Origin of the sequence: Sulfitobacter sp. JL08, assembly GCF_003352045.1 — a bacterium.
Taxonomy (GTDB): Bacteria; Pseudomonadota; Alphaproteobacteria; order Rhodobacterales; family Rhodobacteraceae; genus JL08.
This window is the reverse complement of sequence record NZ_CP025815.1, coordinates 904,938-928,656: the sequence shown is the minus strand read 5'-3', so window position 1 is coordinate 928,656 and position 23,719 is coordinate 904,938. Positions and strand designations below refer to the sequence as shown.

Below are 23,719 nucleotides of genomic sequence, written 5' to 3'. Positions count from 1 at the left end.
CGGCGCAACACCAGACCGGAGAGCGCCATGACCACAAAACTATTGCTGATCATCATCGACGGAGTGCCCTATCGCAACTGGCGGCGTCTGTTTGGCAATCTGGAAGGCTGGGTCGACAGCGGCGATGCCCGCGTGTGGACGCATCGCGCCGTTTTACCATCCACATCGGCCAGTTGCTATGCGTCGATCCACACCGGCGTATCCCCGCAAGTGCATGGGTGTACAGGCAATGGCAACGTGTTCCGCCTGAAACAGCCCGATATTTTCAGTCAGGTGCGCGCCGCTGGCGGCACAACCGGCGCTGTCGCACATTCGTTCTGGTCCGAGTTCTTCAACCGCCACCCGTTCGATCACGTGCGCGACGTGGAATATGACGAACCGGACAGTGCAACCATCAATCACGGGCGGTTCCACACCATGACGGGCTATGGCCATGACAACCAGATGACCCCCTGCGATCTGGACCTTTTTGCCAGCCTGACCAATCTGTGCCAGCGGTTTGATCTGACCTATGGCATGCTGCACACCTGCACGCTGGATTCCATGGGGCACCGGTTTCATCACGAATGCGATGAAATGGATCATGCGTGTTTTATGATGGATGAAATGCTGGCGCCGTTCATTCCGAAATGGCGTGATGCAGGATATGAAGTGATCGTGACCGCCGATCATGGTCAGGACGAACGTGGCCACCATGGCGGGCGATCCGCGCTACAGCAGGAATCGGCTCTTTACTATTTTGGCGATGCCGAAGGGCCAAACAAAAGTACTGTTATCGATCAGTTGCAGCTGGCCCCCACGATTCTTCGGCGGCTGGGCGCACCTGTGCCCGACACCATGAAGGCCAAACCGTTTCTGAAATAACACAATCGGTGGCGGGCGCATAACCGCCCGCCCTTTGCGTGGATCAGGCTGCCCATTCCCAGGGTCGCGTAAATGCCCCCAGAACGGTGTTAATCTCGGCTTCTTCCGCGCTGGCGGATTTGTCGATCTGTGCAACCAGTCCGCGTTTCTTGTCGTCAATGACTGACACGACACGCGCCGAAACACCGGCCTTTTCCAACGCTTCGTTGTAGATACGGGTGATCGCGTTCTTGCGCAGGTCCGGCTTGAACACCTTGCCAACGGCGGTTTTGGGCAATTCATCCAGAATGGTGATGTGTTTTGGCTGTGCCGCGCGTTCGTGAACATGCACTTTGCAATGCTGCATCAACTCTTCCGGGGTCACGCTGGCGCCGCCAACCAGTTCGACAAAGGCACAAGGCAATTCGCCGGAATGGGCATCTGGTTGTCCGATGGCACCGGCAAAGGCGACCGCAGAATGGCCCAACAGGGCCTCTTCGATCTCGGCCGGATCAATGTTGTGGCCGCCGCGAATGATCAGATCCTTGGCGCGCCCGGTTATCCAAAGATAACCGTCTTCGTCCACCCGCCCCAGATCGCCTGTGCGCAGATATTTGTCACCGTAAAACAGATCAATGTTCTTTTCCGCCTCGGTATATGTATGTCGTGCAAAAACTCCGGGGTTGGAAATGCAGATCTCGCCGATTTCATCGACATCGGCCTCAAGCAGCCCGTTGGGCGTGCCTTTGATGATCTTCACGTCCGTGTAGGGCAGCGGGATCCCGATCGATCCGACTTTCTTCAATCCATCGGTCGGATTGCAAGACACAAGACAGGTTGCTTCGGTCAGGCCATAGCCTTCGACGATGGTGACGCCGGTCGCTTCTTCGAAGCGGCGGAACAGTTCCAGCGGCAAAGGCGCCGATCCGGAAAACGCGGTTTTAACCGTGCTGACATCCGCATTCACCGGGCGCTGCATTTTGGCGGAAATCGCGGTGGGCACCGTGATGATAAAAGTGATTTTCCAGCGTTCGACAAGTTTCCAGAAGTTATCGAACACGCCTTCGCCGCGATAGCCCTGGGGTGTCGGGAATACCACGTGCGCACCGCTGGACACCGCTGCCATCAGGATGACGTGGCAGGCAAAAACGTGGAACAACGGCAGCGGGCACATGATGTTATCCTGTTCGGAAAACAGCAGCGTATGGCCAAGCCAGCCGTTATAGATCAGGCCGGAATACTTGTGCTGCGCCACTTTGGGCATGCCGGTGGTGCCACCGGTGTGAAAATAGCAGGCCACCCTGTCCTGTTGCACATCTTCGAAATCCAGCGTCGTGTTGTGTTTGGAGAGTTCCGCCAGAAAGTTCTTGTAATCTGCGTGGGTGTTCCCCTGATGCTTGGGCCGGATCAGCGGCACGATCCAGCTTTTGGGCGGGGTCAGGTACCGGTTCAGATCGACTTCCAGTACCGTTTTGACATTGGGCGCGTGTTCGACCGCCTCGCGGGTTTTCTGCGCCACATCGGTTTTGGGAAACGGTTTCAGCGTGACCACGACCTTGGCCTTGGTTTCACGCAGGATCGCCGAAATCTGTTCGGGTTCCAGCAACGGGTTGATCGGGTTGACGATGCCGGCTGTCGCACCGCCCAGCAGCGTGATCGTGGTTTCGTGGCAATTGGGCAGGATATAGGCGATCACGTCGTTCGGCCCGATACCCATCGCGCGGAACATGTTGGCCGCCTGCGTCACCTTGGTGTGCAGGTCGCGCCAAGTCAGGGTTTCGGCCTTGTCCGTGGGGCCGGACAGAATTTGATAACTGACAGCATTGTTGTCAGGAAACTTCTGTGCTGTCCCGCTTAGCATGCCGTAAAGCGTGACTGCGACGTCCCGCTTTTCCCATGGCATTTCGTTTTCAAGCGCGTCGCGATCTGCAAACCCTGCAAATGCCATATGTAATCCTCCCAGATGCCCGATTTCAGGCTGTTTTGTTCACTTCGCGTTAAAATGATTGCGTTTGCCCCCCAAAGCAAGCGTTACACGAGGCTTGGACGCCACGTTACAATTCTGCCGCAAGCAGTTGGGCCAAACGTTCCAGACCCAGATCAAGGTTCACCTCGGCACCGCCGCCGACGCCCAGACGGATATGATGGGGCAAACCATAGCTGCTGCCGGGCAACAGAAAGGTGCGGTAGGGCGCGTCCAGCAACGATTTGGCAAAGGCATCACAATCCGTTCCATCGGTAAAACGGGCCAGCCCGATCAACCCCGCTTCGGGCGGGTGCCAGCTGAGCCGCGGTTGTTGCGCGACGAATACATTTACCCGCGCCAGATTTTCACACCCCTCGCGGCGCGCGGTGGCAATCGCGGCATCGTAACGATCTGGGCGCAACGCAATCTCCGCGATATGTTCGCCCAGAACGTTCATGATCTCGCTGCTGTTTTCGCGCAGGATAATCGCGTCCATCACCAGATCAGGATCAGGACAGATCAGCCACCCTGTGCGCAACCCCTGAAGGCCCAGCGCCTTGGATACGCTGCCTGTGGTGATGCCACGCGGATAAAGCCCCGCAACAGACGGCGCCCGCGCGCCCTGCCATTCCAGACCGGCATAGACTTCGTCCACCAGCAGCCACGCGCCGACACGGTCGGCGATGCGCACAATCTGGTCCAGCGTCGGGGCGTCCATCAACTGGCCCGTCGGGTTGTTGGGGTTGGTCAGGAAAATCAGCCGGGTTTTCGCACTCACCGCCTGTTCCAGCCTGTCCAGCGGCAATTGCCAGCCGTCTTCTTCGCGCCGCACAACCGGCACGATCCGCGCACCAACCGCCTTGGCCAACACCTCGGCCTGTGGCCATCCGGGTTGTTCCACGACCACCTCGTCGCCGGGCTGCACCAATTGCATGAATGCAAGATAATTCGCCTCGGCCGTGCCTGCGGTGATCAGGACATCATCGGGGGTTAGATCAGCGGCAAGACCCGCCTGCCCCAACACCCGTTCGCGCAAAGCCGGCAGGCCGCGAAACGATTTCTGGTTCCAGTCCAGCGACAGGTCGGGATCCAGATCATCCAGAAAATCGCCCAGACGTGGCGAACGCGAAAGCGACAGCCCCACAATGGCTTCGGGATCACCGGTTGTGGTTTCCAGCAGGTACTGGAACAGTGTGTGTATCTTGACTTTCATTGTTACTGCACCTTGGAATGCCGCAAAAGGATGTGTCCATGACTAACGCCAATTTACTGCGGGGACACCCGGTTTCATTGCATGTTCTTGATTACGGGTTGTTCAAGGTACATGCCAATGGCCGCGTGATCGGCATCTGCGGCTTTCTGATCCGCACCAGCGAAGATGAATACGTGCTGATCGACACCGGTTTTCCGGCCAAATACGCGCAGGATGCGGCCGCCGCGACCGCTGAAGACGGTTTGGGCAGTTTCGGCGAGGTTCTGGAATGTGGCCCGGACAATCTGCCCAGAGCGCAACTGGCGCGCGCCGGTGTCAGCCCGGATCAGATCAGCCTGATGATCCAAACCCACACCCATATCGATCATGTCGGCGGGCTGCATGATTTTCCCGATGTCCCCATTCTGATGTCTGAGGCCGAGCGCGACCTTGAAAAGCCGCTTTACTGGGGGGATGTGCGCCCGATCGACTGGCCGGACCGCACCTATCACCTGATCACGGATGACAGCAGGATAGGCCCCGGGTTTCAGGTTCTGCACGTGCCGGGCCATGCACCGGGGCAACTGGCCATGCTGATCAATCTGCCAGATACAGGTGCTGTGCTGCTGACATCGGATGCCATATCACGCGCCGAAGAAATCGACGAAAAATTTGCCGGGTCGTGGAACGAAAGTCTGGCCAGACACCACGGCGCACGTTTGATGGACCTGGCTGTGGATCGCGGCGCCATGATCATTTTCGGACATTCCCCCGAACAATGGCCAAGTCTGAAAAAAGCGCCCGAGGCCTATACCTAACGCACATCGCGTCCCTGATTAAGAATAATCACATTCCCCGAGCAGATGTCGCCCATCGGTGAAATCAGAAATCCGACCCAGTCGGCGATTTCGCTGGGCTGCATTGCGCGGCCATGCGGCATCGCTGCAATCGCCTTGTCCAGAACCTCTTGCGACAGGACGCCGAACAGCGGCGTTTGCGTCATTGCGGGCGCGATGGAATTGACCGCGATCCTGTCACTGGCGTAACGGCGCGCCAGGTCCTTGGTCAGCGTGTCCATCGCCGCCTTGCTGGCGCGGTAATGGGGCGGATCGAACACATCGAAATTATACGCCCCGTTGGACGAAATATTGACGATCTTGCGCACGCCTGTGCGCCCCTGCATCGCCTTAATTGCCTGCTGGCAACAGTGGAACGCGGATGAAAAATTGATTGCCATCTGCGCATCAAACTCAGCCGCTGGAATGTCGGGGAAATCCGACATGAAGCAGGTGCCGGCATTGTTCACCAGCGCATCGATCCCGCCGATTTCTGCAAAAGCGTCGGCAATGGCCGCAGCGTCGGTCAGATCAAGCGTGAGCGGCTGGAAACTGGCCCCCAGATCCGCCGCGACCTGCGCAAGACCGGCGGCATCCTTGTCCAACCCCGTCACATGAAACCCGTCCGCGACCAGCCGCGCGGAAATGGCCTGCCCCAATCCACCGGCGGCGCCTGTAACTACAGCTTTTCTTCGCATACCCTGTTTCCTTTGTTCTTTGCCGCAGGCTAGCACAGGGGTTGAGCGGCACAACCGCGCGCGCCGGATAACTGGCTGATCATCATCGCCCTGACATTGTCGCGGGCGGAGTTATTCGGCAGCGACCCCATCGGTGAACTGCAACCGCGCCAGTCGCGCATAAAGCCCGCCATCCGCGACCAGTTCATCATGCGCGCCCATCGCGACAATACGGCCTTCTTCCAGCACCACGATCCGGTCGGCTTTTTTCACCGTGGCCAGCCGGTGTGCCACAATCAGCGTGGTACGCCCCTGGCTGAGTGCATCAACAGCGTGCTGCACTGCGCGTTCGCTTTCGGCGTCCAGCGCGCTGGTGGCCTCGTCCAGCAGCAGCACAGGCGCGTCGCGCAAAATCGCCCGTGCAATCGCAACCCGTTGCTTCTGCCCGCCCGACAGCATCACGCCACGCTCTCCGACATAGCTGTCATAGCCATCCGGAAGGGCGCTGATGAATTCGTGCGCGGCGGCGGCCCTGGCCGCGCGTTCGACATCCGCGTCACTGGCCCCCGGACGCCCGAACCGAATGTTATCCCGCGCCGAGGCGGCAAAAATCACGGGATCCTGCGGCACCGTGGCGATCGACTGGCGAAAGACATCGCGCGCCATGGTGTGAAGCGGCACACCGTCAAGACGCACCTCACCCGAGTCGGGATCGTAAAAGCGCAGGATCATCTGGATAATGGTGGTTTTGCCCGCGCCGGACGGCCCGACAAAGGCCACGGTTTCACCGGGCGCAATTGTCAGGCTAACATCATCCAGCGCCGCAATCGCGGGCCGCGCGGGATAGCGGAAGGTTACATTATCAAAAACGATTTCACCGCGCACCGGCCGGGCCAGCGTGGCAGGTGTTTCCGGGTCCTGAACCGCATCAACCGTCTGAAGCAGTTCAATCAACCGCTCGGTCGCGCCCGCAGCGCGCTGCAATTCGCCCCAGATTTCGGACAGGGCCGCGACCGCGCCAGCCACCATCACCGAATAGATCACGAATTGCACCAGCGCACCCGCACTCATCGCATCGTTGCGCACGTCTATCGCGCCGATCCACAGAACCCCGACAACGCCCGTGAACACCAGAAAGATCACGATAACGGTCATCACCGCCCGCACCCAGATACGGCGTCGGGCCGCATCAAAGCTTTTTTCGGTCACGTCCGAAAATTCGCGGCGGCTGACGTCTTCGTGGGTAAAGGCCTGCACCGTCTGAACCGCTGTCAGCGCTTCGGACGCGTTGCCGCTTGATTCGGCAATCCAGTCCTGGTTTTCGCGGCTGAGCACCCGAAGACGGCGCCCCAGAACAAGGATCGGCACCACCACTGCCGGCACGATCAACAACACCAGCATGGTCAGCTTGGCGGAGGTCAGCAACATTAGCGCCAGACCACCCAGAAAGATCAGGACGTTGCGCAGCGCAATCGAAATGGAAGACCCGATGACAGACTGGATCAATGTCGTATCGGTGGTGATACGGCTCAGCACTTCTCCGGTCATGATCTTTTCGTAAAACGCGGGGCTCATGCCGATGACGCGATCAAACACGGCCTTGCGGATATCCACGACCACGCGTTCCCCCAGACGCGTGACCAACGCATAGCGCAAGCCGGTGCCAACTGCCAAAAGCCCGGCAATCACGATGGCCGCGACAAAATACAGATCCAGCAATGCGCCGTCTTTTGTATTGAAATTGTCCACCACCCGACGCACCGCCAAAGGCAGTGTCAAAGACACCATCGCCGTCAGCATCAGGGCAAGACCGGCCATGACCATCAGAACCCGATAAGGCGCAACAAAGGGCCACAACGCAGCCAGCGCCCCGACTTTCTTGGATTTCTCCCGGTCTTCCTTGGCCGAACGGGTGGCGCGGATTGGGGCCTGTTGGGTTGCCATTTGCATCCTCATGCTTTTGCGCATTCCTATTGGCGGGCAACACAGGTCGGGTCAAGCGGCCAGTTGCCACAATCGAAGATCGATCAAAGCCGCTGTTCCGGCATCACGGCCAAAACCGGCACCCGAAAGATGCAATTCGCAACCACGTTTTCGCACTGAAAAGCAGTTGATCCCCGTGTCTGGTTCTCGGTAAAGTATGCCTTGAGAAAGCCTGGAGCGGGCGGCGGGAATCGAACCCGCATCATCAGCTTGGAAGACAAACGTTCAAATCAGAAAAAATATAATTTTGTAGGTAGCTTGTCGGAAACGATCACAAAACTTTGCAGGTATTTTGTAGGAAATGGATTTCTGGAGCGGGCGGCGGGAATCGAACCCGCGTCATTAGCTTGGAAGGCTAAGGTCTTACCACTACACAACGCCCGCTCAACGGATTTAGGTAGTATTTCATAGCTGTGTAAGCGTCAAGTGCAACAACTCGAAGAGTGCATCAAGTGTCCTAGATAAATGCGTCTCTCGGCGAAAAGCCGGCCAACTGCGATTGACTGCGGTACCGCCCGAACAGCAAACATTCGCTACGACAGCACAATCTTGACCCGATGAGATCCACACAACGCGGAATTTCGCAGTCCTCATTCCAATTGGAATATAAAATCTGGTTTTGGACCAAAGGCTGTTCAGCCATGAAATCCGACATTCGGCGGCGCACGGAGTATAGACGGGAGTTCATTCATGTACTTATGTATCGCGATGAGCACACTCGCACCTTCAGGTGACGAGCGCTGAGACTCAGCTCCATGTGTCCAGGCGCTTGATGAAGGTGGATTTACCGATGCCCTGCCCACCTTCGAGGATCGGGGCGAAGTCGAACTTGCACCCCGGCTCGAATACACGGGCCACAGAGGCCACCATGACGATCTTGGCGACCTCACGGTTGTAGGGGTTGTCCTCAGCGCCACAGAAGTCGATGAACAGGCGCTCGACACCACCGGGCTTGTACTTGGTCTTTTTGTGAGCGTGTTGCAGGTACTCTTGCACCGGATGGTATCCGAACACGCTCAGCGGCGGACTTATAGCATCGAAAAATCTGCGCCGCTTGTGAACTGTGTCACAGATTGAATTATCTTCTTTTGATACGAATGAGTCAGGGAGGATAAATCATGCATACGTCAGCATCGAAGTTCCATCAGTTGTACTTGGTAATCTGCAAGTCCGTTCGGCAGTGTCATGGCATTCAAGCGAAACTGGACGTCTACCACTAGAAGCCCGTGGCAAGACGCAAGCCCAAGCGCACTCGGAAGCGAGCGTACTGGAGTTTTCGTCGTCCGGTCCTTTCGCGCGTTCCCCTTCCTTTAAGCCCTGATCGTTGACCATAACGTTTCAGACCCTTGAGAGGCCGACTAGCTCCAAGTCGACGGATCAAGCCGGAAAAGCTTCGCGAGTTGCTCATAGACTGCGGGCTCCTCTCGTTTGAGAGCTGTCGGTCTTTCAAAGAAAAGCTCGACCGTGACTGCAAAATACTCCTCATGCCCTTCCGCGCCATATGCGTCGATTGCAGTCTTACGGCCCGCCTGGACATGTTGAAGATGCCTTTTATGCGCATGGACGAAGACGTGTTCCCACTTAGCAAAGCTCTGGCTTTCAGCAAGGTTGGGAACACCATCCGTGTAGCCGGATAGATCGTCGATTTGGTGAGCAAACTCATGAAAGACAACATTGTGACCGTCTTTTGTGTTGAGTGCACCTTGCTGGGCATGCGCCCAAGATAAAATGACAGGACCGCGCGACCAACTCTCACCCGTTCGCACCGTTTCGCGCTCTGTCACGACATATCCACTACGGGAAGCGTGTCGCGATTTGAAGGCTCCGGGATAGACAAGAATGGTGTGTAAATGATCGTACCACGTGTCACTGTTAACGATTAGGAGGCAAGCTTGGGCGGCAATTGAAAACCGCATCTCCTCAGTCACCTCCAACCCATTACACCCCGTGAACTCGACTTGGTTCAGAAAGGCCTGAATTTTGCCCTCAAGCTTACAGCTCAGTTCGGACGGAAGCCTACGGGTAAGAGGAACCTGATTTGCAACAAGTTCACGTTGATGATCTGAAAGTGTGGATGTGAGCAAGCTTTCATGCGTCTTGCGCTTTGTCCAATATCGATACCCAAAAGCACCGGCAACAACGAGGATGAAGATCAGAAAATACGCCACTTTCACCCACCTTAAGCGTTAACTACCGCGGATTGATCACACGCGTTTTGAGCCGCTCATTTGTCGCTTTGAACCTTGAAGCCAATAGAAACATAACGAGAGAAACCGCAAGCGCAGCAAATGCGATGGCCCAACCAAGCGCGACCAAGCCCGATCCGGGCCAGAAAATAAGCACTGCCCCAATAACAAGGGCTGCAATTCCGGCATTGCGCGTAGTCATCCGTTCTGGTGCGCCTACCGGCATTTGTCTGTAGGCCATCAGCGATCCCGCTCCAGTCAACAAGGCAAACGCGCCCAGTAGTGCGAAAGCAAACCGCGCCGTCCCCTCGGGCCAGACCAACAATAACAGACCGATCAAAATTGAGCCGACGGCGACGCCAGCAACGGCACCTCTCCGTCCAATGCCAAGAAAGGTAAGCCCTCCGTCCAAGACCAAAAGCAGCCCAATCGCTTGCATTAAAAAAGAAATACTACCAGTGGGCCAAAACAACGCTGCGATGCCGACAACTGCAGCCAGCACCCCGCGCAAAAGAAATGCCCACCAGAGGCCACCGAGCCTCTGACTGATTGCTTCTCGCGCCTCAAGCCGATCGTCATCGACAATTTCGGCCTGAGGGAATTTTCGATCTTCCATATACGCGATACCCTCCTTTAGAGCCGCCAAGGCACTGGCATTGCCAGCCGGATAAATTCCACCTTACAGATTGCAATTATTAACGTAAAAACAAGCTGCAGGCCAAATCTCTACGAAAAACTTCAGCATTTATACCCCTACAGCAGCATTGACCTGCCGACGATGCAACTTGTAGCACGAAAGGTATCCTGCTCACTCTGATCGAATGGTTTACCATGAAACTCTTTGCCTCTCTGGTGGTATCCGTATCCCTTTTGCTGGCAACGCAAGCGCCTGCTCAGAATAAAGCCGCAATCGAAAAACAGTTTCGAACTTGGCTTGAGCAAACTGTATGGCCGCAGGCTAGATCGAAGGGCGTGTCGGCAGACACGTTCAACGCGGCATTCTCACGCATCAGTTTGAACTGGAAGCTGCCAGATCTGGTCCCACCAGGCAAAAAAGCGGAAGTCCCTAAGAAGCAAAGTCAGGCGGAATTCGCATCGCCCGCGAGATACTTTAATCGAGGTTCGGTGCAAGGGGCTACATCTGTGGGCCGCCAAATGGCGCGAAAGCATGCAAGTACGCTTGCGTCGGTGGAACGAGAAACAGGCGTTCCCGGGCGGATCATTCTCGCTATTTGGGGGCGCGAAAGCGGATATGGGCGTGTTGCCATACCGTACAATGTATTTGAGGTGCTCGGCACCAAGGCCTTCATGAGCACCAGGAAAGACTATTTCGAACAAGAGCTCATTGCAGCACTTGAGATAGCTCAGGCAGGTCACGCGCCACCCGGCAATATGAAAAGCAGTTGGGCGGGTGCACTGGGGCAGCCGCAATTCATGCCATCAAGCTTCTTGAAGTATGCAGCCGACGGCAATGGCGACGGACGAGCTGACATATGGAATTCAGATGCCGACACGATTGCTTCCATTGGTGCGTACCTCGATCAACATGGCTGGATCGCAGGGCGCGACTGGGGCTTTGAGGTCTCAGTGCCACCAACCGTTTCCTGCACTCTTGAGGGGCCGGACCAGGGTCGACGTATCTCTGCGTGGGAAAAAATGGGGATCACCCGCGTATCTGGACGACCCTTTCCAGACCATGAAAGACGCGGCGAAGGCTACCTGCTGATGCCCGCCGGGCGCAATGGCCCCGCGTTCATCGCCACCCCAAATTTCTACGTTTTGAAGGACTACAATATGAGCGATCTGTACGCCCTTTTCGTTGGGCATGTGGGCGATCGCATTCAGTATGGCGTCGGAGACTTTGCTGGCAGCTGGGGTGCTGTCGGAAACCTATACCGCTCTGACATCGCGGCGATGCAAAAGACCTTGGTGGCTGAAGGCCACGATGTAGGCGGCGTGGACGGATTGCCCGGATATAAAACCAGACGGTCGGTCGGGCGATGGCAGGAGGCGAAGGGTCAACGCGCAACCTGTTTCCCGGCAAGGGGCTTGGATTTGAAATGATCGCAAAGCAATTCAACAACGAGAGTGCTCACATATTTTGCTTCGCAAGTGTAGGTGTCTAAGACAAACAATTGGTATGCGACGTTAAGGGGGGAGATAACACTTCGTTCATCGGCGCCCTCCTGCGCAATGCTTTCGTACAAATGGCGCTTGCCAATTGTACGAGGGTAAATCCCGAGTGGAAATTGGCGGCAACTTCAACTCTTCAGGCCAGTCATCGATGTCCAATTTTCATGCCCCTGAACAGATTTCGGAATTCATTTGGCTGGCATCGCCAATATTGCTCAGGCACGTTGACTTGCGCACCAAGTTCAGCCGCTGCATGCCAAGGCCATCGCGGATTGTAGAGCATGCCTCGCGCCAGAGCGATAGCATCCGCCTGACCCTTTTGCAGTATCTCTTCAGCTTGAGCGGCTTCAGTTATCAGGCCTACGGCAATTGTCGGGAGGCCAATTTCAGTTTTGAGGCGTTGCGCAAAGGAGACCTGATAACCCGGTGCAAGTTTGATTTCCTGTTTTGGGGAAACTCCTCCGGAGCTCACATGGATCGCTGCACAACCACGTCCCTTCAATATCCTGGAGAGCGCCACAGTACTCTCCACATCCCATCCACCCGGCACCCAGTCCGTGGCAGATACACGCACCCAGACAGGCATGTCTTCTGAAACTGCGGATTTGACCGCATCAAAGATCTCGATCGGGAAACGCATGCGGTTTTCAAGGTTTCCACCAAATGCGTCAGTGCGGATATTGGAGAGCGGTGACAGGAATTGGTGCAGCAAATAACCATGCGCCATGTGAATCTCTATGCCCTCAAGGCCCAATCGCTCCGCACGCTGCGCCGCCAGCACAAAATCATTTTTGATCTTTAGCAGTTCGCCTTCATCAAGTTGCCTCGGAACGTCCTCTCCCTCTGCGTGCGGCATTGCTGAGGGCGCTAATGTTTTCCAACCTCCCGGTGCGTCGGGCATAATCTGCGCACCGCCATCCCAAGGGACATGGCTCGATCCTTTACGCCCTGCATGACCGAGCTGAATCGCCAAAGGAATGTTTGAGTATTTGCGGATCGCCTCCAGAACCCGTCCAAGAGCCTGCTCATTGTTGTCGCAATACAGGCCAAGATCACCCGGCGAAATACGCCCTTCGGGTGATACCGCTGTTGCTTCAAGGATCAAAAGACCAGCACCGGACAGAGCCAAGCTCCCGAGGTGGATCATGTGCCAATCTTGTGCATTGCCATCGATCGCGGAGTACTCGCACATCGGCGCGATGACGATCCGGTTTTTCAGTTGCAACTTACCAAGCGCGAGGTGTTCAAAAAGGATACTCATGTACGCTACTCCTTTGTTTATAAGCTGGCATTCAAGTCAACTTACCCTTTCTGCCCGTAAATGAGCAGGTTTTCCAAGGTTGTCATCCGCGACTTGCCATGACACGCAATTTCAACACACATTAACGCTTAATGAAGTTGGATATCTGGAGACAAAAATGGCTGGTAAATTTGAACTTTTCGAAGATAAGGCAGGAGAGTATCGCTTTCGCCTGAAGGCTGGCAATGGCGAGATCATCTTGGCGAGCGAAGGCTACAAGCAAAAAGCGAGCGCACTGAATGGGGTCGACTCTGTCCGTAAAAACGCGACCATCGATGACCGCTTTGAGCGAAAAGACACCACATCCGGAAAGCCGATGTTCAATCTCAAAGCATCCAATGGCCAGGTCATCGGCACCTCAGAAGTCTACAGCAGTAAAGCGGCGCGCGATAACGGTATTGCATCAGTGCAAAAAAACGCCCCCGAGGCACGATTGGATGACCAAACAGCTTAACCTCATAATCGTTTTTGCCTTTTTCGGACAAGTCTAAGCACCTGCGGCATTGGACAGCCAAGATACGATTTGCGGGGCTGAAATCGCGCCAGAATGTCGTTTTGTTTCGCGACCTTCGCTGAAGGCGATCAACAGCGGAATGCCACGAACCCCGTAGCGTTGGCTGGCTTGTGGGTAAGCTTCTGTATCCAGTTTGGCAAACCGGGCTTTGCCCTCCAGAGTTTTCGCCGCTTTTGCGAATTCCGGCGCCATCATCCGGCACGGCCCGCACCATGCTGCCCAAAGATCAACGACAAGCGGCAATTCGTCGAGCGCCTGGGCTTTTTTCAAGGTGTCTAGAGAAATCTCTGTGGGTTCACCTTTGACAAGTTTCGCACCACAAGTGCCGCACTTTGGGCCCGCGCCCAGCTTGTCATCCGCAACCCGATTACCCTGTCCGCATGCCAGACACGCCAACTTAAATGCCATATATACCCCCATCTGGTTGAGCTAACCAATTCATACCGCCAATTTTGAACCTCACAAATCCCATCGTACCTGATCAACCGCACTAAATTCGCGGGGAAAAGTTCGTGCTTTGACCGAAATCATGGACAGAGGCCAGAAACACGACCATGCGCGTCTTCGCATGCCACTTCGGATTGATCACCCAGAAAGCTCAATGTCAGGTGCAGATTGTCCGACGGCACCGCCCGACCGACTGGCAGATACTCCTGAAGTCTTTCAAGTTCACCGCGGATTTCATCCGGAAGGTCTATAGCCACAAATACGCGCATGTCATTTTGGGTTTGTGAACTGGGAAAGTCAGTGTCTCTTACTGCCCGCTTTGTGGGGCAACAAAAGCGCATAAATAACTTTGTTTATGGGTACGTCCAAACCTGCTTTCTCCGACAGTCGAGCCACGGCACCAGACACCCATTCGATCTCCAGCGGTCTGCCATTTTCCAAATCGATTGCCGTTGAGGCACGCATGTTAGGCGGAAGCGTCTGCGCCCGCTCCCAGGTCTTGGTCTCTATGTCGTCACCGAGCGCAACGCCACGGGCTCGACCCAAAGCAGCCGTTTCGCCCATCACGTTTCGAAACAGTGCGCCCAGTTCAGGCGTGCTCGTAATATCGGCGATTGTGCAGCGCCCTGCGGCCGTTACGCCGGAGACCGCAGAAAACAGTGCAAATTTGGACCAGAGATCGTGTTCAATATCGTCGGTCGCTGGAGCAGACACACCTGCGTCTGTCAACGCTTCCTGAAGTGCCGCGATCCGCTCCGACGGTTGACTGTCCCGTTCTGCAAAAACGAATTGGTTGAACTCACCCGTTTGAGTGATCACACCGGGTGAAGAGATTGTTGTTGAGACCTGGGCCATACCATTGGCAACATTTTGGTGCGGGATGATCTTGCTTAGGCGATCGGCCGCCTCGACCCCGTTGAGAAAAGGCACGACAACCGTTTCTGTTCCGAGAAGCGGCAAGCACGCCTGAGCCGCTGTTTCTAGGTCATCTCCCTTCACCCCGAAAATGACCGCATCGACTTCGCCGACATTTTTCGGATCATCCGTCGCGATCCAGGGATGCACAGTGAATTTGCCACTTGGCGCATCAAGGATTAGACCATTTTGAGCAATAGCCTCGAGATGCGCTCCGCGCGCAATCGTGGCGACCTGATGCCCCCGCAGCCCCAGTTTGACAGCCAGGAACCCGCCAATTCCGCCCGTTGCTACTGTTGCGATCTTCATGGGCCTCCTCCCTCAAGCTTTATTTGCAGGCTTTCAGTGTAACACAATCATGCAGCTCAAAAAAATGAGCAGTGACATTTGCCCTTAGGAAGATGCAAAGCCGCTCAAGACATCGCAGACCCGGTCCGCCATTTGTGATAGTTGTGTTTAAACACGACGACGCAGAGTCGCAGCATGACTGATGAGCCATTCTACAAAGCACACTGGCGCGACATCGAACCCGATCGCATGGCGGCCTACAAGGGCGGGTTCAGCTGGGATGACGCGGCTGAAGCCCTGTATGCTGCAGCCGACGTGTATGAAGGACAGATAGTTGCAGATTTCGGATGCGGCCCGGGCAAAGTCGCAGTGGAACTCGCCAAGCGCATTGGCCCATCAGGGCATGTCCATGCCATCGACATCAACGCGGGCTTCTTGGAGATCGCCAACGAAAATGCGGTGCAGGCAGGTGTCTCGGATCGATTGACCACCCATCAAAACGATGGTGTGGCACTGCCCTTTTCCGATAACGCGCTGGACCGGGTCACTGCGCGCAACGCAATTATGTATGTCGATGACCCGGTTGCGACATTGCGAGAATTTCATCGGGTGCTGCATTCCGGCGGTCTTGCGCATGCCATCGACGGGGATTGGTACATGATGGTTGCGGAACCCGTGGAGCATGACCTGTGGCGCAGTTTCGTCAAAGCTGCTGCGCACGCCTGTCGCAACGCTGACATGGGCAGAAAGCTTTTCGCTAATTTTTCGGATGCGGGTTTCCAAGACTTGCGGGTATCTGTGATTGCCAACGTTGATACCAGCGGCCGGCTTCTTGGAATGGTGCGCAATATGGCAAAATACGCAGCGAAGAGCGGAACCCTTGAACAGACTGCAATTGATGAAGTTGTTACCAAGGTCGAAGAGGCACTGACAAATGAACGCTACCTGGTCGTGTCACCGCAGTTTGTCGTTACAGGCCGCAAATCAAGTTAGCCCACGACCATTGGGAGTATTTTTAAAAAGGAGTTGGCCCAGATGAAAATCGAGATCAAAGAAAAAGAAAACCTTTTCGTCATTTCACCGGAAGGCAAAATATCCAAGGATGACATCGAGGGTCTCGTTGGAAAGATGAACAGCTATATCAACGAGCGTGATCGCGTGCCGAGCCTCGTTGTTGTGACTGAAAGCGCCCCGATGTGGGAAAGCTTCGATGCGCTGAAGTCCCATATTTCGTTTATTCATGAGCGTCAGAAAATCGTACCAAAGGTCGCCTTTGTCACGGAAAGTGTCCTGCTTTCCCTTGCGCATCCTTTGGCTGACGTGTTCACCGGTGCAAAGATAAGGCGTTTCAAAACCGACGCTTTGGACGATGCGCTGAACTGGGCCGCAATGGAAGAAGATCATCCCGGTGCGATCACCGCGATGGAAGGTTTTCCAGGCGACGTCATCGCGCTGCGCTTTTCCGGTTTGATTACATCGAAAGACTATACGGACAGCCTCGTGCCCTTGATTGAAGGGGCAGCGAAAAACCACGACAAGCTCAAACTGTTATGCGTACTTGATCAGTATTTTGACGGATACTCCGCGGGCGCCATGTGGGACGACGTGCGGTTCGGGTTTTCGCACCTGACGACATTCTCCAAGTTGGCACTGGTAACCGACATCGACTGGATAAGAAAAAGTACGAAACTGTTTGGCAGCCTGATGCCAACAGAAGTCATGGTGTTTGATGTTGAAGACCTCGAAGATGCGAAGAAATGGATTGTCACCTGACGACCGCAAAGGACGTTCAGTCTTTCGCACTGTCAATTGCCAAACTATTCTGTCTGGAGGGACTCCAGATAAACGATCACATTTGCCAACGGCAAACCGGCCATCATTTGTTGACCACTGTTCATGCGCAGTGCCACGTTTTTGTCGGACTCGAGTGATTGTCCGAAGATCGGCATTTCTCCACCGTGGGCCAGCACAGGAGATCGGCCGTCAATTTGCATGGCCACAGCCTCTGTTGGAAACACACCACCATTTCGTTTCGAAAGCTCAGTCAGATCAGGTGTTTCGATCGCGAGCATCTCGGCCATCGGACCAAACCCTTTCGCATCCAGTCCATGGCACTGCCAGCAAGAGTTAAGGAAAAGGGTTTTGCCGTCCTCAACATTTATTTCTTGTGCTGAGGCGGCGCCCGCTGCCGCGAGTGTAAAGATCATTGCTCGAATTGTTACCATCTAAGTTCTCCTTATTTTAGAAACCTAGCTTGCCTGACGATAACGCTATTCCAAAGACTTTAGGTATGCGATCAAGTCATCGATTTGATCCGGCTCAAATTCGAACCGCGGCATCTCCGGGTGTCCGGTGTAAATGCCTTCAGCGAACGCTTCTTCAAGATGTTCGACAGGATAACGCTTATGGAGGTCTCTTAACGGGGGAGCGGCAGACAAAGGGCTGGAGCCGGTCTTTCCAACGGCATGACACTGTGAGCAATACGTCTGAACTATTGTCTCCCCGCGTTGAACTGCAAGCACCGTCTGCGCTTCGGCGGCGTGAGCGAAGAAGAGACCGGCAATGGTTGCTAAGCCAGAACAAAGTGTCTTCAAATGTTTCTCCCTCTTTACTGATGCGAATTGTGCAATCCGACCTCATTCACTTTGGAGCTTGCGGCAATCCCCGCAAGCAATAAAGACCCGACATATGCAGGGTCGTTTCGCTGGCGACACCACCGAAAAAAGAAGCGGCGTCATTCGCGAAATACGAACAGGCTAGCCGTTTGTCATTGTACTACAACCGCTTCGGGTTGGATAGCGGACCTAACTGAAACAAATAGCTAGGTCCGCCATGCTGGACGAAGCAGCCCGTTTCAGGTGCAGCATCTGAGTAGGTTGACCAAAGCTTGCAAGATGTCTCCTCGTGTCAGAAAGTACCTGGCAACGTATTCAGGGAGAACGCAAACATGGGTTTCGTTGACGCAATAAAGACATGCCTTGCAAAATACTTCGTTTTCTCGGGGCGCGCGTTGCGGTCCGAGTACTGGTGGTTTGTGTTGTTTGTCGTCATCGTCAGCATTGTCTTGGCAATTATCGACGCCTCTCTATTCGGCATGAACCCTGAAACTGGAGAGAGTAACCAAGTCATCACACCAATTTTCCAACTTGCAGTTGTTATACCTATGCTTGCTGCTGGATGGCGTCGTTTGCACGACACTGGAAGACCAGGCTGGTACCTGCTTTTGCCCGCAGCGCTCAGCATCGCAACCATGTTTATGCTTTTCAGCGGCGTCGCCGCGTTCTCAGTTCTCGAACAAGGTGCGGACGACCCTGATGCGTTGAGAGGCCCAGCAGCCCTTCTAGGCGCAACCGGCTTGATGGTTGTTGGGGTACTTCAGCTCATACTCTCAGTACTGATGATCTGGTGGCTAAGCCGACCGTCACAGGAAGGTGCGAATGACTACGGCCCACCTGCGGCGTAAGACGATGGTGGGCCGTAGTCAGGGATTTTTCAGCGCCCTAACGCAACACTAGTAAACTACTAAGAAGGTTACCTATGAAGAGACATCTGATCACCGGCACGGTCCTCTCAATATTGATGTCATCCCCCGCTACGGCTGAGTGGAATTTTAGCGGACCGCCCAATGCCAACGCCTTCATCCAGACTGACAACATGACGCTGGAGCTGCAATGCGACCTGGTCCGTTTCGCGCCGGCGGGTTATGAAGACGCAAAGGATATTGTTGCCAAGCAAGGCCTGTCATTCCGCTTCATGAAGGATGGCTCGACCGAGGTTGGCGCATTCCAGACGGGATCGGCGAATGCGGATATCTCGATCGCCGACAACTATCCTGTCGAAATCCGTTTCTTCGAGCAAAGCGACTATAATTTCGTTTTGGATCAGATCGCGCAAAACGCAGTACTGAACCTTTCGATGGTCGAGCAGGATATCACGTACGGTATCTTCACACTCAAAGGATCATCCGCAGCTATCAAATCGCTACGAGCGGCCTGCAATTCCGGTGCATCTGTCTCTCAAACCTTGGAGGCGCCCGAAGGTATTGTCTATTGTGGAGGTGGTGCCGTTCAGAGGGTCATCGAATACGCGATGGTGGGTCAACCAGGTGACCAGTGGGATGCCATCGTGACCGTCAATGGTGAGACCGTACGCGCGATGACTTCATACAGCTTCTTCGGAAACTCCCAACCACCAGCGGGCTTCCAGCTCGCTCTATTGGGCGAAGATCGGTCAGAGTTCCTTGTCTTCAGCGACGGGGGGCGGAACTGGATCGAATTCGGCGATTACAACTACGAGCAATGCAATTGAAACACATGGGAAGGCTGGAGAGACAGAGATGGGACACCAGCTAGCCGGAACGGGCAAAGGAATTGCTGTTCGACGATGGACGGTCGCTCTTTATGCGATGTTTGCAGCTCTTTGTACTGCTTCGGCAAACGCGCAAGATTTGTCCGAACTGCCTTTTCAGTTGCTGGAAAAAGTCGAGGTCGCACGGCAGGCATGTTCAGAATTCGAGAACGGACAGTTCGCCCTCGAATTAGGAGCCGTTCACCGTATTGATCTCGATGGTGACATCCAACGGGACTGGATTCTGGACGAGTCCGGGTTCGCCTGCTCCACCGCTGTGTCGCTCTATTGCGGCACAGGCGATTGCATGTCTCACTTCCTGATCGGGGATCATATGTTCTCGCTTCTCAATCAGGGTTGGGACATGGCCAACATCGGTCCATTCCGGGTGCTTTTGGCAGATGTGCATGGCTCGCAATGTGACGGGATCAATCCAACACCCTGCGTTGTTGCTAGTGTTTGGGATGTGGATGAGAAAATCTGGCGGAGCACGGGGGCAGAGTGGGAGTAGAACCAATGAAACAACGCCTCGAAAGGTGTATGACTGCAATCGGCATCTGCGCTCTGGTGCTGGCCGCATCGGGATGCGTCGAAACTGCTCCCGAAGTCGCGATCAGCGAACCTGACCCGGAACTGAACTTTGTCCGCGGATACCGAAGCGTTGCAGACGAGTGCCAGCTTGTCGGCGAAACGGCGTTCACGGTCGATTTCCTCGACGATGCTGCCGATCTTGTGGCCTGCCCGACGGGCAGCGCAGCGATGGCGAGCCTAATGGCGGAAACGGAAGCGCCTGTAATCACCCAGACCAACAGCTTCTCGTTCTTCAGCATTCCTTACCGCTGAACCACATGCTTGCGCCAGGCAATGAATGGCCTGCTCAGTCGAATATGCTAGAACAACTTCTGAACTAGTCCGCAACATTCATCGAGAAGAAATAGGTCGCGCACATAGTCTGGTCGGCAATGCTTGTGGGCGCGTCTATCCCGGTGAACATTGCGATGCCTAGATAGCTAAAACCGGAGCCTTCCTCGTCCCAGGCTGCCATATAGGTTATTGGCTGGTCTCCACAAAGCGTGTTTCCCTGCCGCAAGGGTCCGACATCCCCTGATACACGGAATACCTGAGCAACAGGCACATCGCCGGACGCGCCCCAATTGCCAGCAGCCCGAGGGTCAATAACTTCGAGATCAAGAAACCTGCCGGTCTCGAAAACCATTCGTTTGGTGGACAAAATCACTGGGCCGGTAATTGCCATCGCCGTCTCGCTGTAGGGATTGAAGGCCTCGGATTCTTCCAAAAGCGGTTGGGATGATGCGGGGCCGCCCAATATCCCCATTGCCATTAGCTGCATCAGGATCGATCGACACATTTGTTTCTCCATTGAGCGAAGTGGTCTGACAACTTTAAAACACCATTTTGCTATTCCATCGAACGCAGTCGAGTGTCTCTACCCATCTTTTCGAATGCTGCGTACGCGATCAAGGTCTGAGAAGGGCTCGACTCAGTCATCCGATTGTTTATCTCAGATGACGGCTAAGCGCTGCTCAGCGGTCGTTCGGTCGCGAAAAACCGAACTTTCTGCTGTCAATGACCGGTTCCGGAGATAGCAGACGCTCGTCAAAAATTCGTCTATGACCGAGTTGCGGACCTTCCAGCCGTTCGCCGCAACTGCGAAGATTCAAGGTTCGCGATCGATTGAATCGGCACCACATAACTGTCGTTCTTCACCAATTCTTCCTCCAAATGACTGCAGATGACAGTCTTAAGTGATGATCCATGATACTCACACAAGCGGCGGGTGAATCGTGATGGTTGGCTCCAATTTTTTTTGGGAGCACAGATAAGTTGAAACATCGGGAAAAAGCATGGGGAAAAAAAGTATGAAGCGGTTTTTGTCACTAACCACAGTTGTGTGTTTAATGGGGTCGACGGCACTTGCTTTCGAACCAACGCCGGAGGCTGAAAGTCTCAAGAAAGCATATCCTGGAAAATCCTATTCCCCTTACGCTCAGCGCGGCATTCCAGACCGCCCGCTGTGGGGCGATACACACCTGCATACCTCGACATCATTTGACGCAGGCGCCTTTGGCAACCGGCTGGACGCGCGCGCTGCATACCGCTTCGCCAAGGGGGAGGAAGTGCAGTCCACTACGGGTTTCATGGCGCGACTGTCCCGACCACTTGACTGGCTAGTTGTCGCTGACCACTCGGACAACATGGGCTTGTTCGACATGATCTTCGACCAAGACCCCAGCATCATGTCCGATCCCGAAGGTAACCGTATTGCGACCATGGTCGCCAATGGTGGCGACGAGGGTGTCACTGCGGCGCTAGAACTGGTCGATGCCTATTCGCGCGGCGAAGTACTTTCTCCAGCACTAGCCGTCGAGGCTGGCTCCAAACTATTCCGCTCGGTCTGGCAACGTCAAATCAAAGCAGCGGAAGAAGCTTACGAACCGGGTCAATTCTCTAGCTTCATAGGATACGAATGGACTTCGCTCATACAGGGCGCCAACATGCACCGCGTGGTGATGTATCGTGACGGGGGCGACAAAGCTGGAATGATGGACCCGTTCACGACTGAAGCGCCAAACGGTTCGATCAATCCGCGCGATCTTTGGAACTGGATGGCGAATTATGAGGAGGTCACACGCGGAGACGTTCTGGCCATTGCTCACAACGGCAACCTGTCCAACGGCATCATGTTCCCTGAGGTTGCACAATTTGATGGTCGTGAACTGGATGCAGATTACGCAGCGACGCGTGCGCTCTGGGAGCCTGTCTATGAGGCCACGCAAATCAAGGGTGATGGTGAGGCCCACCCCTTCCTGAGCCCAAACGATGAGTTTGCCGACTACGAGACTTGGGACACAGGTAACTTGAATTTGTCCGAGGCAAAGACCGAGGACATGTTGGCCGGTGAATATGCCCGCGAGGCGCTAAAAACTGGGCTGATGCTTGAAACATCACTGGGCACCAATCCTTACAAGTTCGGTATGGTCGGCTCGACCGACAGCCATACGTCCCTCGCCACCGCTCAGGAGGACAATTTTTTCGGTAAGCATTCTGGTGCAGAGCCGAGCCCACAGCGACCAAAACATGTTGTTGCCCAATTTGACGATGTGCAGCTTATCAGTTGGGAGATGGTGGCCTCAGGTCTTGCGGCGGTCTGGGCAACTGAAAACACCCGCGAAGCAATCTTCGACGCGATGGAACGCAAGGAGGTCTACGCAACTACGGGATCACGTATGGGAGTAAGGTTCTTCGGCGGCTGGGATTATTCCATTGATGACCTGACATCGCGGACGCCAGCGACGCCGGGATACGCCAAGGGTGCGCCAATGGGCGGCGATCTCCCAGCGCGCCCCGAGGGCGTCGAGGCACCTAACTTCATGGTATATGCGCTCAAAGACCCGCTTGGGGCAAACTTGGACCGCATTCAGATTGTAAAAGGATGGTTGGATTCCGATGGGGCAACCCAAGAGCAAGTCTATGACGTGGTATGGGCCGGTGACAGACAGCCCGACGCCAACGGCAAGCTACCTGCAATTGGCTCGACAGTGGATGTTGAGCGCGCGACGTGGACAAACTCGATCGGGCAGGCTGAGATGGGTACAGTATGGACCGATCCCGACTTTGATCCTTCCCAGTCGGCTTTCTACTACGCACGGGTTATAGAGATACCGACCCCGCGCTGGACAGTTTATGATGCCTTCCGAATGGGCGCAGAACTGCCCGAAGAGGCGCCCACGGAAACGCAAGAACGCGCCTACACGTCACCCATCTGGTACACGCCTGGTTGAACAACTCATTCCCAAAGTGAGAACCGAGGCGGCCCGACGGGCCGTCTCTTTTTTTGCGGTTCTTACAAATGGCTGAGTAGTTTGATGGAGCATCATTGAATTCGGCCAAACTAAGAGCTGCATAGACCAGATCAAACGTGAAGCAGACGGTTCTGCAGATCGTCCACCGACGCAATTGCGCAGGAATGTGTTCAACCACCAGTGCGACAGGTGCTCAGCCCGGCGCTCAGGCTTCGGGTGGCTCCCCCCGCAGCGAAGTTCGATGAAGCTATGACCGAGTTCCGCCTGC

At 55.1% G+C, this 23,719-nt stretch carries 25 protein-coding genes, 1 tRNA gene and 1 pseudogene; 11 read left to right on the top strand and 16 right to left on the bottom strand.

Translation table 11 applies throughout. The features are described from left to right. The first annotated feature begins 27 nt into the window (after positions 1-27). Positions 28-864, top strand: a complete 837-nt coding sequence (locus C1J05_RS04680) for an alkaline phosphatase family protein (RefSeq protein WP_114869240.1) — start codon at positions 28-30, stop codon at positions 862-864. 43 nt (positions 865-907) lie between these two features. On the opposite strand, the gene C1J05_RS04675 is transcribed toward C1J05_RS04680, so the two are convergent. Both C1J05_RS04675 and C1J05_RS04670 read right to left on the bottom strand, forming a co-directional pair. Then, the gene (locus tag C1J05_RS04675; RefSeq protein WP_114869239.1) at positions 908-2,791 is read right to left on the bottom strand and encodes an acyl-CoA synthetase; all 1,884 of its coding nucleotides are present in this window, start codon (positions 2,789-2,791) and stop codon (positions 908-910) included. A gap of 106 nt (positions 2,792-2,897) precedes the next feature. After that, complete coding sequence (locus tag C1J05_RS04670; RefSeq protein ID WP_114869238.1) at positions 2,898-4,022, bottom strand: pyridoxal phosphate-dependent aminotransferase; 1,125 nt, start codon at positions 4,020-4,022, stop codon at positions 2,898-2,900. 38 nt (positions 4,023-4,060) lie between these two features. On the opposite strand from C1J05_RS04670, the gene C1J05_RS04665 reads away from it, so the two are divergent. Beyond that, entirely contained in the window at positions 4,061-4,819 is a 759-nt protein-coding gene (locus C1J05_RS04665; RefSeq protein WP_114872110.1) for an N-acyl homoserine lactonase family protein, read from the top strand. Here the strand turns inward: C1J05_RS04665 and C1J05_RS04660 are convergent. From C1J05_RS04660 to C1J05_RS04635, 6 genes are all read right to left on the bottom strand, one after another. Further along, positions 4,816-5,535, bottom strand: a complete 720-nt coding sequence (locus C1J05_RS04660) for an SDR family NAD(P)-dependent oxidoreductase (protein WP_114869237.1) — start codon at positions 5,533-5,535, stop codon at positions 4,816-4,818. The genes C1J05_RS04665 and C1J05_RS04660 overlap by 4 nt on opposite strands. A 111-nt stretch (positions 5,536-5,646) precedes the next feature. Beyond that, complete coding sequence (locus tag C1J05_RS04655) at positions 5,647-7,458, bottom strand: ABC transporter transmembrane domain-containing protein (protein ID WP_114869236.1); 1,812 nt, start codon at positions 7,456-7,458, stop codon at positions 5,647-5,649. Between the two features lie 349 nt (positions 7,459-7,807). Next, positions 7,808-7,881: transfer RNA gene (locus tag C1J05_RS04650), tRNA-Gly, on the bottom strand. Positions 7,882-8,244: 363 nt separating this feature from the next. Continuing rightward, the gene (locus C1J05_RS04645; RefSeq protein ID WP_205389066.1) at positions 8,245-8,493 is read right to left on the bottom strand and encodes a VapE domain-containing protein; all 249 of its coding nucleotides are present in this window, start codon (positions 8,491-8,493) and stop codon (positions 8,245-8,247) included. Between the two features lie 362 nt (positions 8,494-8,855). Beyond that, positions 8,856-9,665 (bottom strand): zinc-dependent peptidase, encoded by an 810-nt coding sequence (locus C1J05_RS04640; protein WP_114872109.1) that lies wholly within the window; start codon positions 9,663-9,665, stop codon positions 8,856-8,858. Between the two features lie 22 nt (positions 9,666-9,687). Next, the gene (locus tag C1J05_RS04635; RefSeq protein WP_114872108.1) at positions 9,688-10,299 is read right to left on the bottom strand and encodes an HdeD family acid-resistance protein; all 612 of its coding nucleotides are present in this window, start codon (positions 10,297-10,299) and stop codon (positions 9,688-9,690) included. A gap of 215 nt (positions 10,300-10,514) precedes the next feature. Here C1J05_RS04635 and C1J05_RS04630 point away from each other — a divergent pair, with 215 nt between their 5' ends. Further along, positions 10,515-11,747 (top strand): lytic murein transglycosylase, encoded by a 1,233-nt coding sequence (locus tag C1J05_RS04630; protein WP_114869234.1) that lies wholly within the window; start codon positions 10,515-10,517, stop codon positions 11,745-11,747. 214 nt (positions 11,748-11,961) lie between these two features. Here the strand turns inward: C1J05_RS04630 and C1J05_RS04625 are convergent, their stop codons facing one another. Then, positions 11,962-13,077 (bottom strand): NADH:flavin oxidoreductase/NADH oxidase, encoded by a 1,116-nt coding sequence (locus C1J05_RS04625; protein ID WP_114869233.1) that lies wholly within the window; start codon positions 13,075-13,077, stop codon positions 11,962-11,964. A gap of 157 nt (positions 13,078-13,234) precedes the next feature. Between C1J05_RS04625 and C1J05_RS04620 the strand changes: the two genes are divergently transcribed. Beyond that, positions 13,235-13,570, top strand: a complete 336-nt coding sequence (locus C1J05_RS04620) for a YegP family protein (RefSeq protein WP_114869232.1) — start codon at positions 13,235-13,237, stop codon at positions 13,568-13,570. 33 nt (positions 13,571-13,603) lie between these two features. Here the strand turns inward: C1J05_RS04620 and C1J05_RS22225 are convergent, their stop codons facing one another. The 4 genes and pseudogenes from C1J05_RS22225 to C1J05_RS04605 all read right to left on the bottom strand — a co-directional run bounded on the left by C1J05_RS22225 (position 13,604) and on the right by C1J05_RS04605 (position 15,301). After that, positions 13,604-13,825 carry a thioredoxin family protein gene (locus C1J05_RS22225; RefSeq protein WP_441351686.1) on the bottom strand — a complete coding sequence of 74 codons (222 nt, stop codon included), beginning with the start codon at positions 13,823-13,825 and terminating at the stop codon, positions 13,604-13,606. A gap of 153 nt (positions 13,826-13,978) precedes the next feature. Next, positions 13,979-14,038: pseudogene (locus tag C1J05_RS22220) on the bottom strand (hypothetical protein); the annotation flags it as partial. 119 nt (positions 14,039-14,157) lie between these two features. Continuing rightward, a complete protein-coding gene (locus C1J05_RS04610) occupies positions 14,158-14,346 on the bottom strand; it encodes a 2'-5' RNA ligase family protein (RefSeq protein WP_114869230.1) in 189 nt (62 codons plus the stop codon). A 28-nt stretch (positions 14,347-14,374) separates the two neighbouring features. Beyond that, positions 14,375-15,301 (bottom strand): ketopantoate reductase family protein, encoded by a 927-nt coding sequence (locus tag C1J05_RS04605; RefSeq protein ID WP_114869229.1) that lies wholly within the window; start codon positions 15,299-15,301, stop codon positions 14,375-14,377. A gap of 174 nt (positions 15,302-15,475) precedes the next feature. Here C1J05_RS04605 and C1J05_RS04600 point away from each other — a divergent pair, with 174 nt between their 5' ends. Together C1J05_RS04600 and C1J05_RS04595 are read left to right on the top strand one after the other, a co-directional pair. Continuing rightward, positions 15,476-16,273, top strand: coding sequence for a methyltransferase domain-containing protein (locus C1J05_RS04600; protein ID WP_114869228.1), 798 nt, complete (start codon positions 15,476-15,478; stop codon positions 16,271-16,273). Between the two features lie 42 nt (positions 16,274-16,315). Next, complete coding sequence (locus tag C1J05_RS04595) at positions 16,316-17,053, top strand: STAS/SEC14 domain-containing protein (protein WP_114869227.1); 738 nt, start codon at positions 16,316-16,318, stop codon at positions 17,051-17,053. A gap of 44 nt (positions 17,054-17,097) precedes the next feature. On the opposite strand, the gene C1J05_RS04590 is transcribed toward C1J05_RS04595, so the two are convergent. Next, the gene (locus C1J05_RS04590; protein ID WP_114869226.1) at positions 17,098-17,505 is read right to left on the bottom strand and encodes a c-type cytochrome; all 408 of its coding nucleotides are present in this window, start codon (positions 17,503-17,505) and stop codon (positions 17,098-17,100) included. A 45-nt stretch (positions 17,506-17,550) separates the two neighbouring features. After that, positions 17,551-17,802, bottom strand: coding sequence for a cytochrome c (locus C1J05_RS22075; RefSeq protein ID WP_368073744.1), 252 nt, complete (start codon positions 17,800-17,802; stop codon positions 17,551-17,553). 425 nt (positions 17,803-18,227) lie between these two features. Between C1J05_RS22075 and C1J05_RS04580 the strand changes: the two genes are divergently transcribed. The 4 genes from C1J05_RS04580 (at position 18,228) to C1J05_RS04565 (ending at position 20,470) form a co-directional block, all read left to right on the top strand. Continuing rightward, positions 18,228-18,743, top strand: a complete 516-nt coding sequence (locus C1J05_RS04580; protein ID WP_114869224.1) for a DUF805 domain-containing protein — start codon at positions 18,228-18,230, stop codon at positions 18,741-18,743. A gap of 74 nt (positions 18,744-18,817) precedes the next feature. Continuing rightward, positions 18,818-19,588, top strand: coding sequence for a hypothetical protein (locus C1J05_RS04575; RefSeq protein WP_114869223.1), 771 nt, complete (start codon positions 18,818-18,820; stop codon positions 19,586-19,588). 28 nt (positions 19,589-19,616) lie between these two features. Further along, a complete protein-coding gene (locus C1J05_RS04570) occupies positions 19,617-20,138 on the top strand; it encodes a hypothetical protein (RefSeq protein WP_205389064.1) in 522 nt (173 codons plus the stop codon). A 5-nt stretch (positions 20,139-20,143) separates the two neighbouring features. Continuing rightward, a complete protein-coding gene (locus tag C1J05_RS04565) occupies positions 20,144-20,470 on the top strand; it encodes a hypothetical protein (protein ID WP_162797916.1) in 327 nt (108 codons plus the stop codon). Between the two features lie 64 nt (positions 20,471-20,534). On the opposite strand, the gene C1J05_RS04560 is transcribed toward C1J05_RS04565, so the two are convergent. Next, entirely contained in the window at positions 20,535-21,008 is a 474-nt protein-coding gene (locus tag C1J05_RS04560; RefSeq protein ID WP_114869221.1) for a hypothetical protein, read from the bottom strand. A 499-nt stretch (positions 21,009-21,507) separates the two neighbouring features. Here C1J05_RS04560 and C1J05_RS04555 point away from each other — a divergent pair, with 499 nt between their 5' ends. Continuing rightward, a complete protein-coding gene (locus tag C1J05_RS04555; RefSeq protein WP_114872107.1) occupies positions 21,508-23,430 on the top strand; it encodes a DUF3604 domain-containing protein in 1,923 nt (640 codons plus the stop codon). Positions 23,431-23,719 lie beyond the last annotated feature (289 nt).

Bases quoted from the DNA above. Each gene is read 5' to 3' on its own strand.
- C1J05_RS04680 (WP_114869240.1), top strand. From the start codon at position 28: ATGACCACAAAACTATTGCTGATCATCATCGACGGAGTGCCCTATCGC.
- C1J05_RS04675 (WP_114869239.1), bottom strand. From the start codon at position 2,791: ATGGCATTTGCAGGGTTTGCAGATCGCGACGCGCTTGAAAACGAAATG.
- C1J05_RS04670 (WP_114869238.1), bottom strand. From the start codon at position 4,022: ATGAAAGTCAAGATACACACACTGTTCCAGTACCTGCTGGAAACCACA.
- C1J05_RS04665 (WP_114872110.1), top strand. From the start codon at position 4,061: ATGACTAACGCCAATTTACTGCGGGGACACCCGGTTTCATTGCATGTT.
- C1J05_RS04660 (WP_114869237.1), bottom strand. From the start codon at position 5,535: ATGCGAAGAAAAGCTGTAGTTACAGGCGCCGCCGGTGGATTGGGGCAG.
- C1J05_RS04655 (WP_114869236.1), bottom strand. From the start codon at position 7,458: ATGGCAACCCAACAGGCCCCAATCCGCGCCACCCGTTCGGCCAAGGAA.
- C1J05_RS04635 (WP_114872108.1), bottom strand. From the start codon at position 10,299: ATGGAAGATCGAAAATTCCCTCAGGCCGAAATTGTCGATGACGATCGG.
- C1J05_RS04630 (WP_114869234.1), top strand. From the start codon at position 10,515: ATGAAACTCTTTGCCTCTCTGGTGGTATCCGTATCCCTTTTGCTGGCA.
- C1J05_RS04625 (WP_114869233.1), bottom strand. From the start codon at position 13,077: ATGAGTATCCTTTTTGAACACCTCGCGCTTGGTAAGTTGCAACTGAAA.
- C1J05_RS04620 (WP_114869232.1), top strand. From the start codon at position 13,235: ATGGCTGGTAAATTTGAACTTTTCGAAGATAAGGCAGGAGAGTATCGC.
- C1J05_RS22225 (WP_441351686.1), bottom strand. From the start codon at position 13,825: ATGATGGCGCCGGAATTCGCAAAAGCGGCGAAAACTCTGGAGGGCAAA.
- C1J05_RS04610 (WP_114869230.1), bottom strand. From the start codon at position 14,346: ATGCGCGTATTTGTGGCTATAGACCTTCCGGATGAAATCCGCGGTGAA.
- C1J05_RS04605 (WP_114869229.1), bottom strand. From the start codon at position 15,301: ATGAAGATCGCAACAGTAGCAACGGGCGGAATTGGCGGGTTCCTGGCT.
- C1J05_RS04600 (WP_114869228.1), top strand. From the start codon at position 15,476: ATGACTGATGAGCCATTCTACAAAGCACACTGGCGCGACATCGAACCC.
- C1J05_RS04595 (WP_114869227.1), top strand. From the start codon at position 16,316: ATGAAAATCGAGATCAAAGAAAAAGAAAACCTTTTCGTCATTTCACCG.
- C1J05_RS04590 (WP_114869226.1), bottom strand. From the start codon at position 17,505: ATGGTAACAATTCGAGCAATGATCTTTACACTCGCGGCAGCGGGCGCC.
- C1J05_RS04580 (WP_114869224.1), top strand. From the start codon at position 18,228: ATGGGTTTCGTTGACGCAATAAAGACATGCCTTGCAAAATACTTCGTT.
- C1J05_RS04575 (WP_114869223.1), top strand. From the start codon at position 18,818: ATGAAGAGACATCTGATCACCGGCACGGTCCTCTCAATATTGATGTCA.
- C1J05_RS04570 (WP_205389064.1), top strand. From the start codon at position 19,617: ATGGGACACCAGCTAGCCGGAACGGGCAAAGGAATTGCTGTTCGACGA.
- C1J05_RS04565 (WP_162797916.1), top strand. From the start codon at position 20,144: ATGAAACAACGCCTCGAAAGGTGTATGACTGCAATCGGCATCTGCGCT.
- C1J05_RS04560 (WP_114869221.1), bottom strand. From the start codon at position 21,008: ATGGAGAAACAAATGTGTCGATCGATCCTGATGCAGCTAATGGCAATG.
- C1J05_RS04555 (WP_114872107.1), top strand. From the start codon at position 21,508: ATGAAGCGGTTTTTGTCACTAACCACAGTTGTGTGTTTAATGGGGTCG.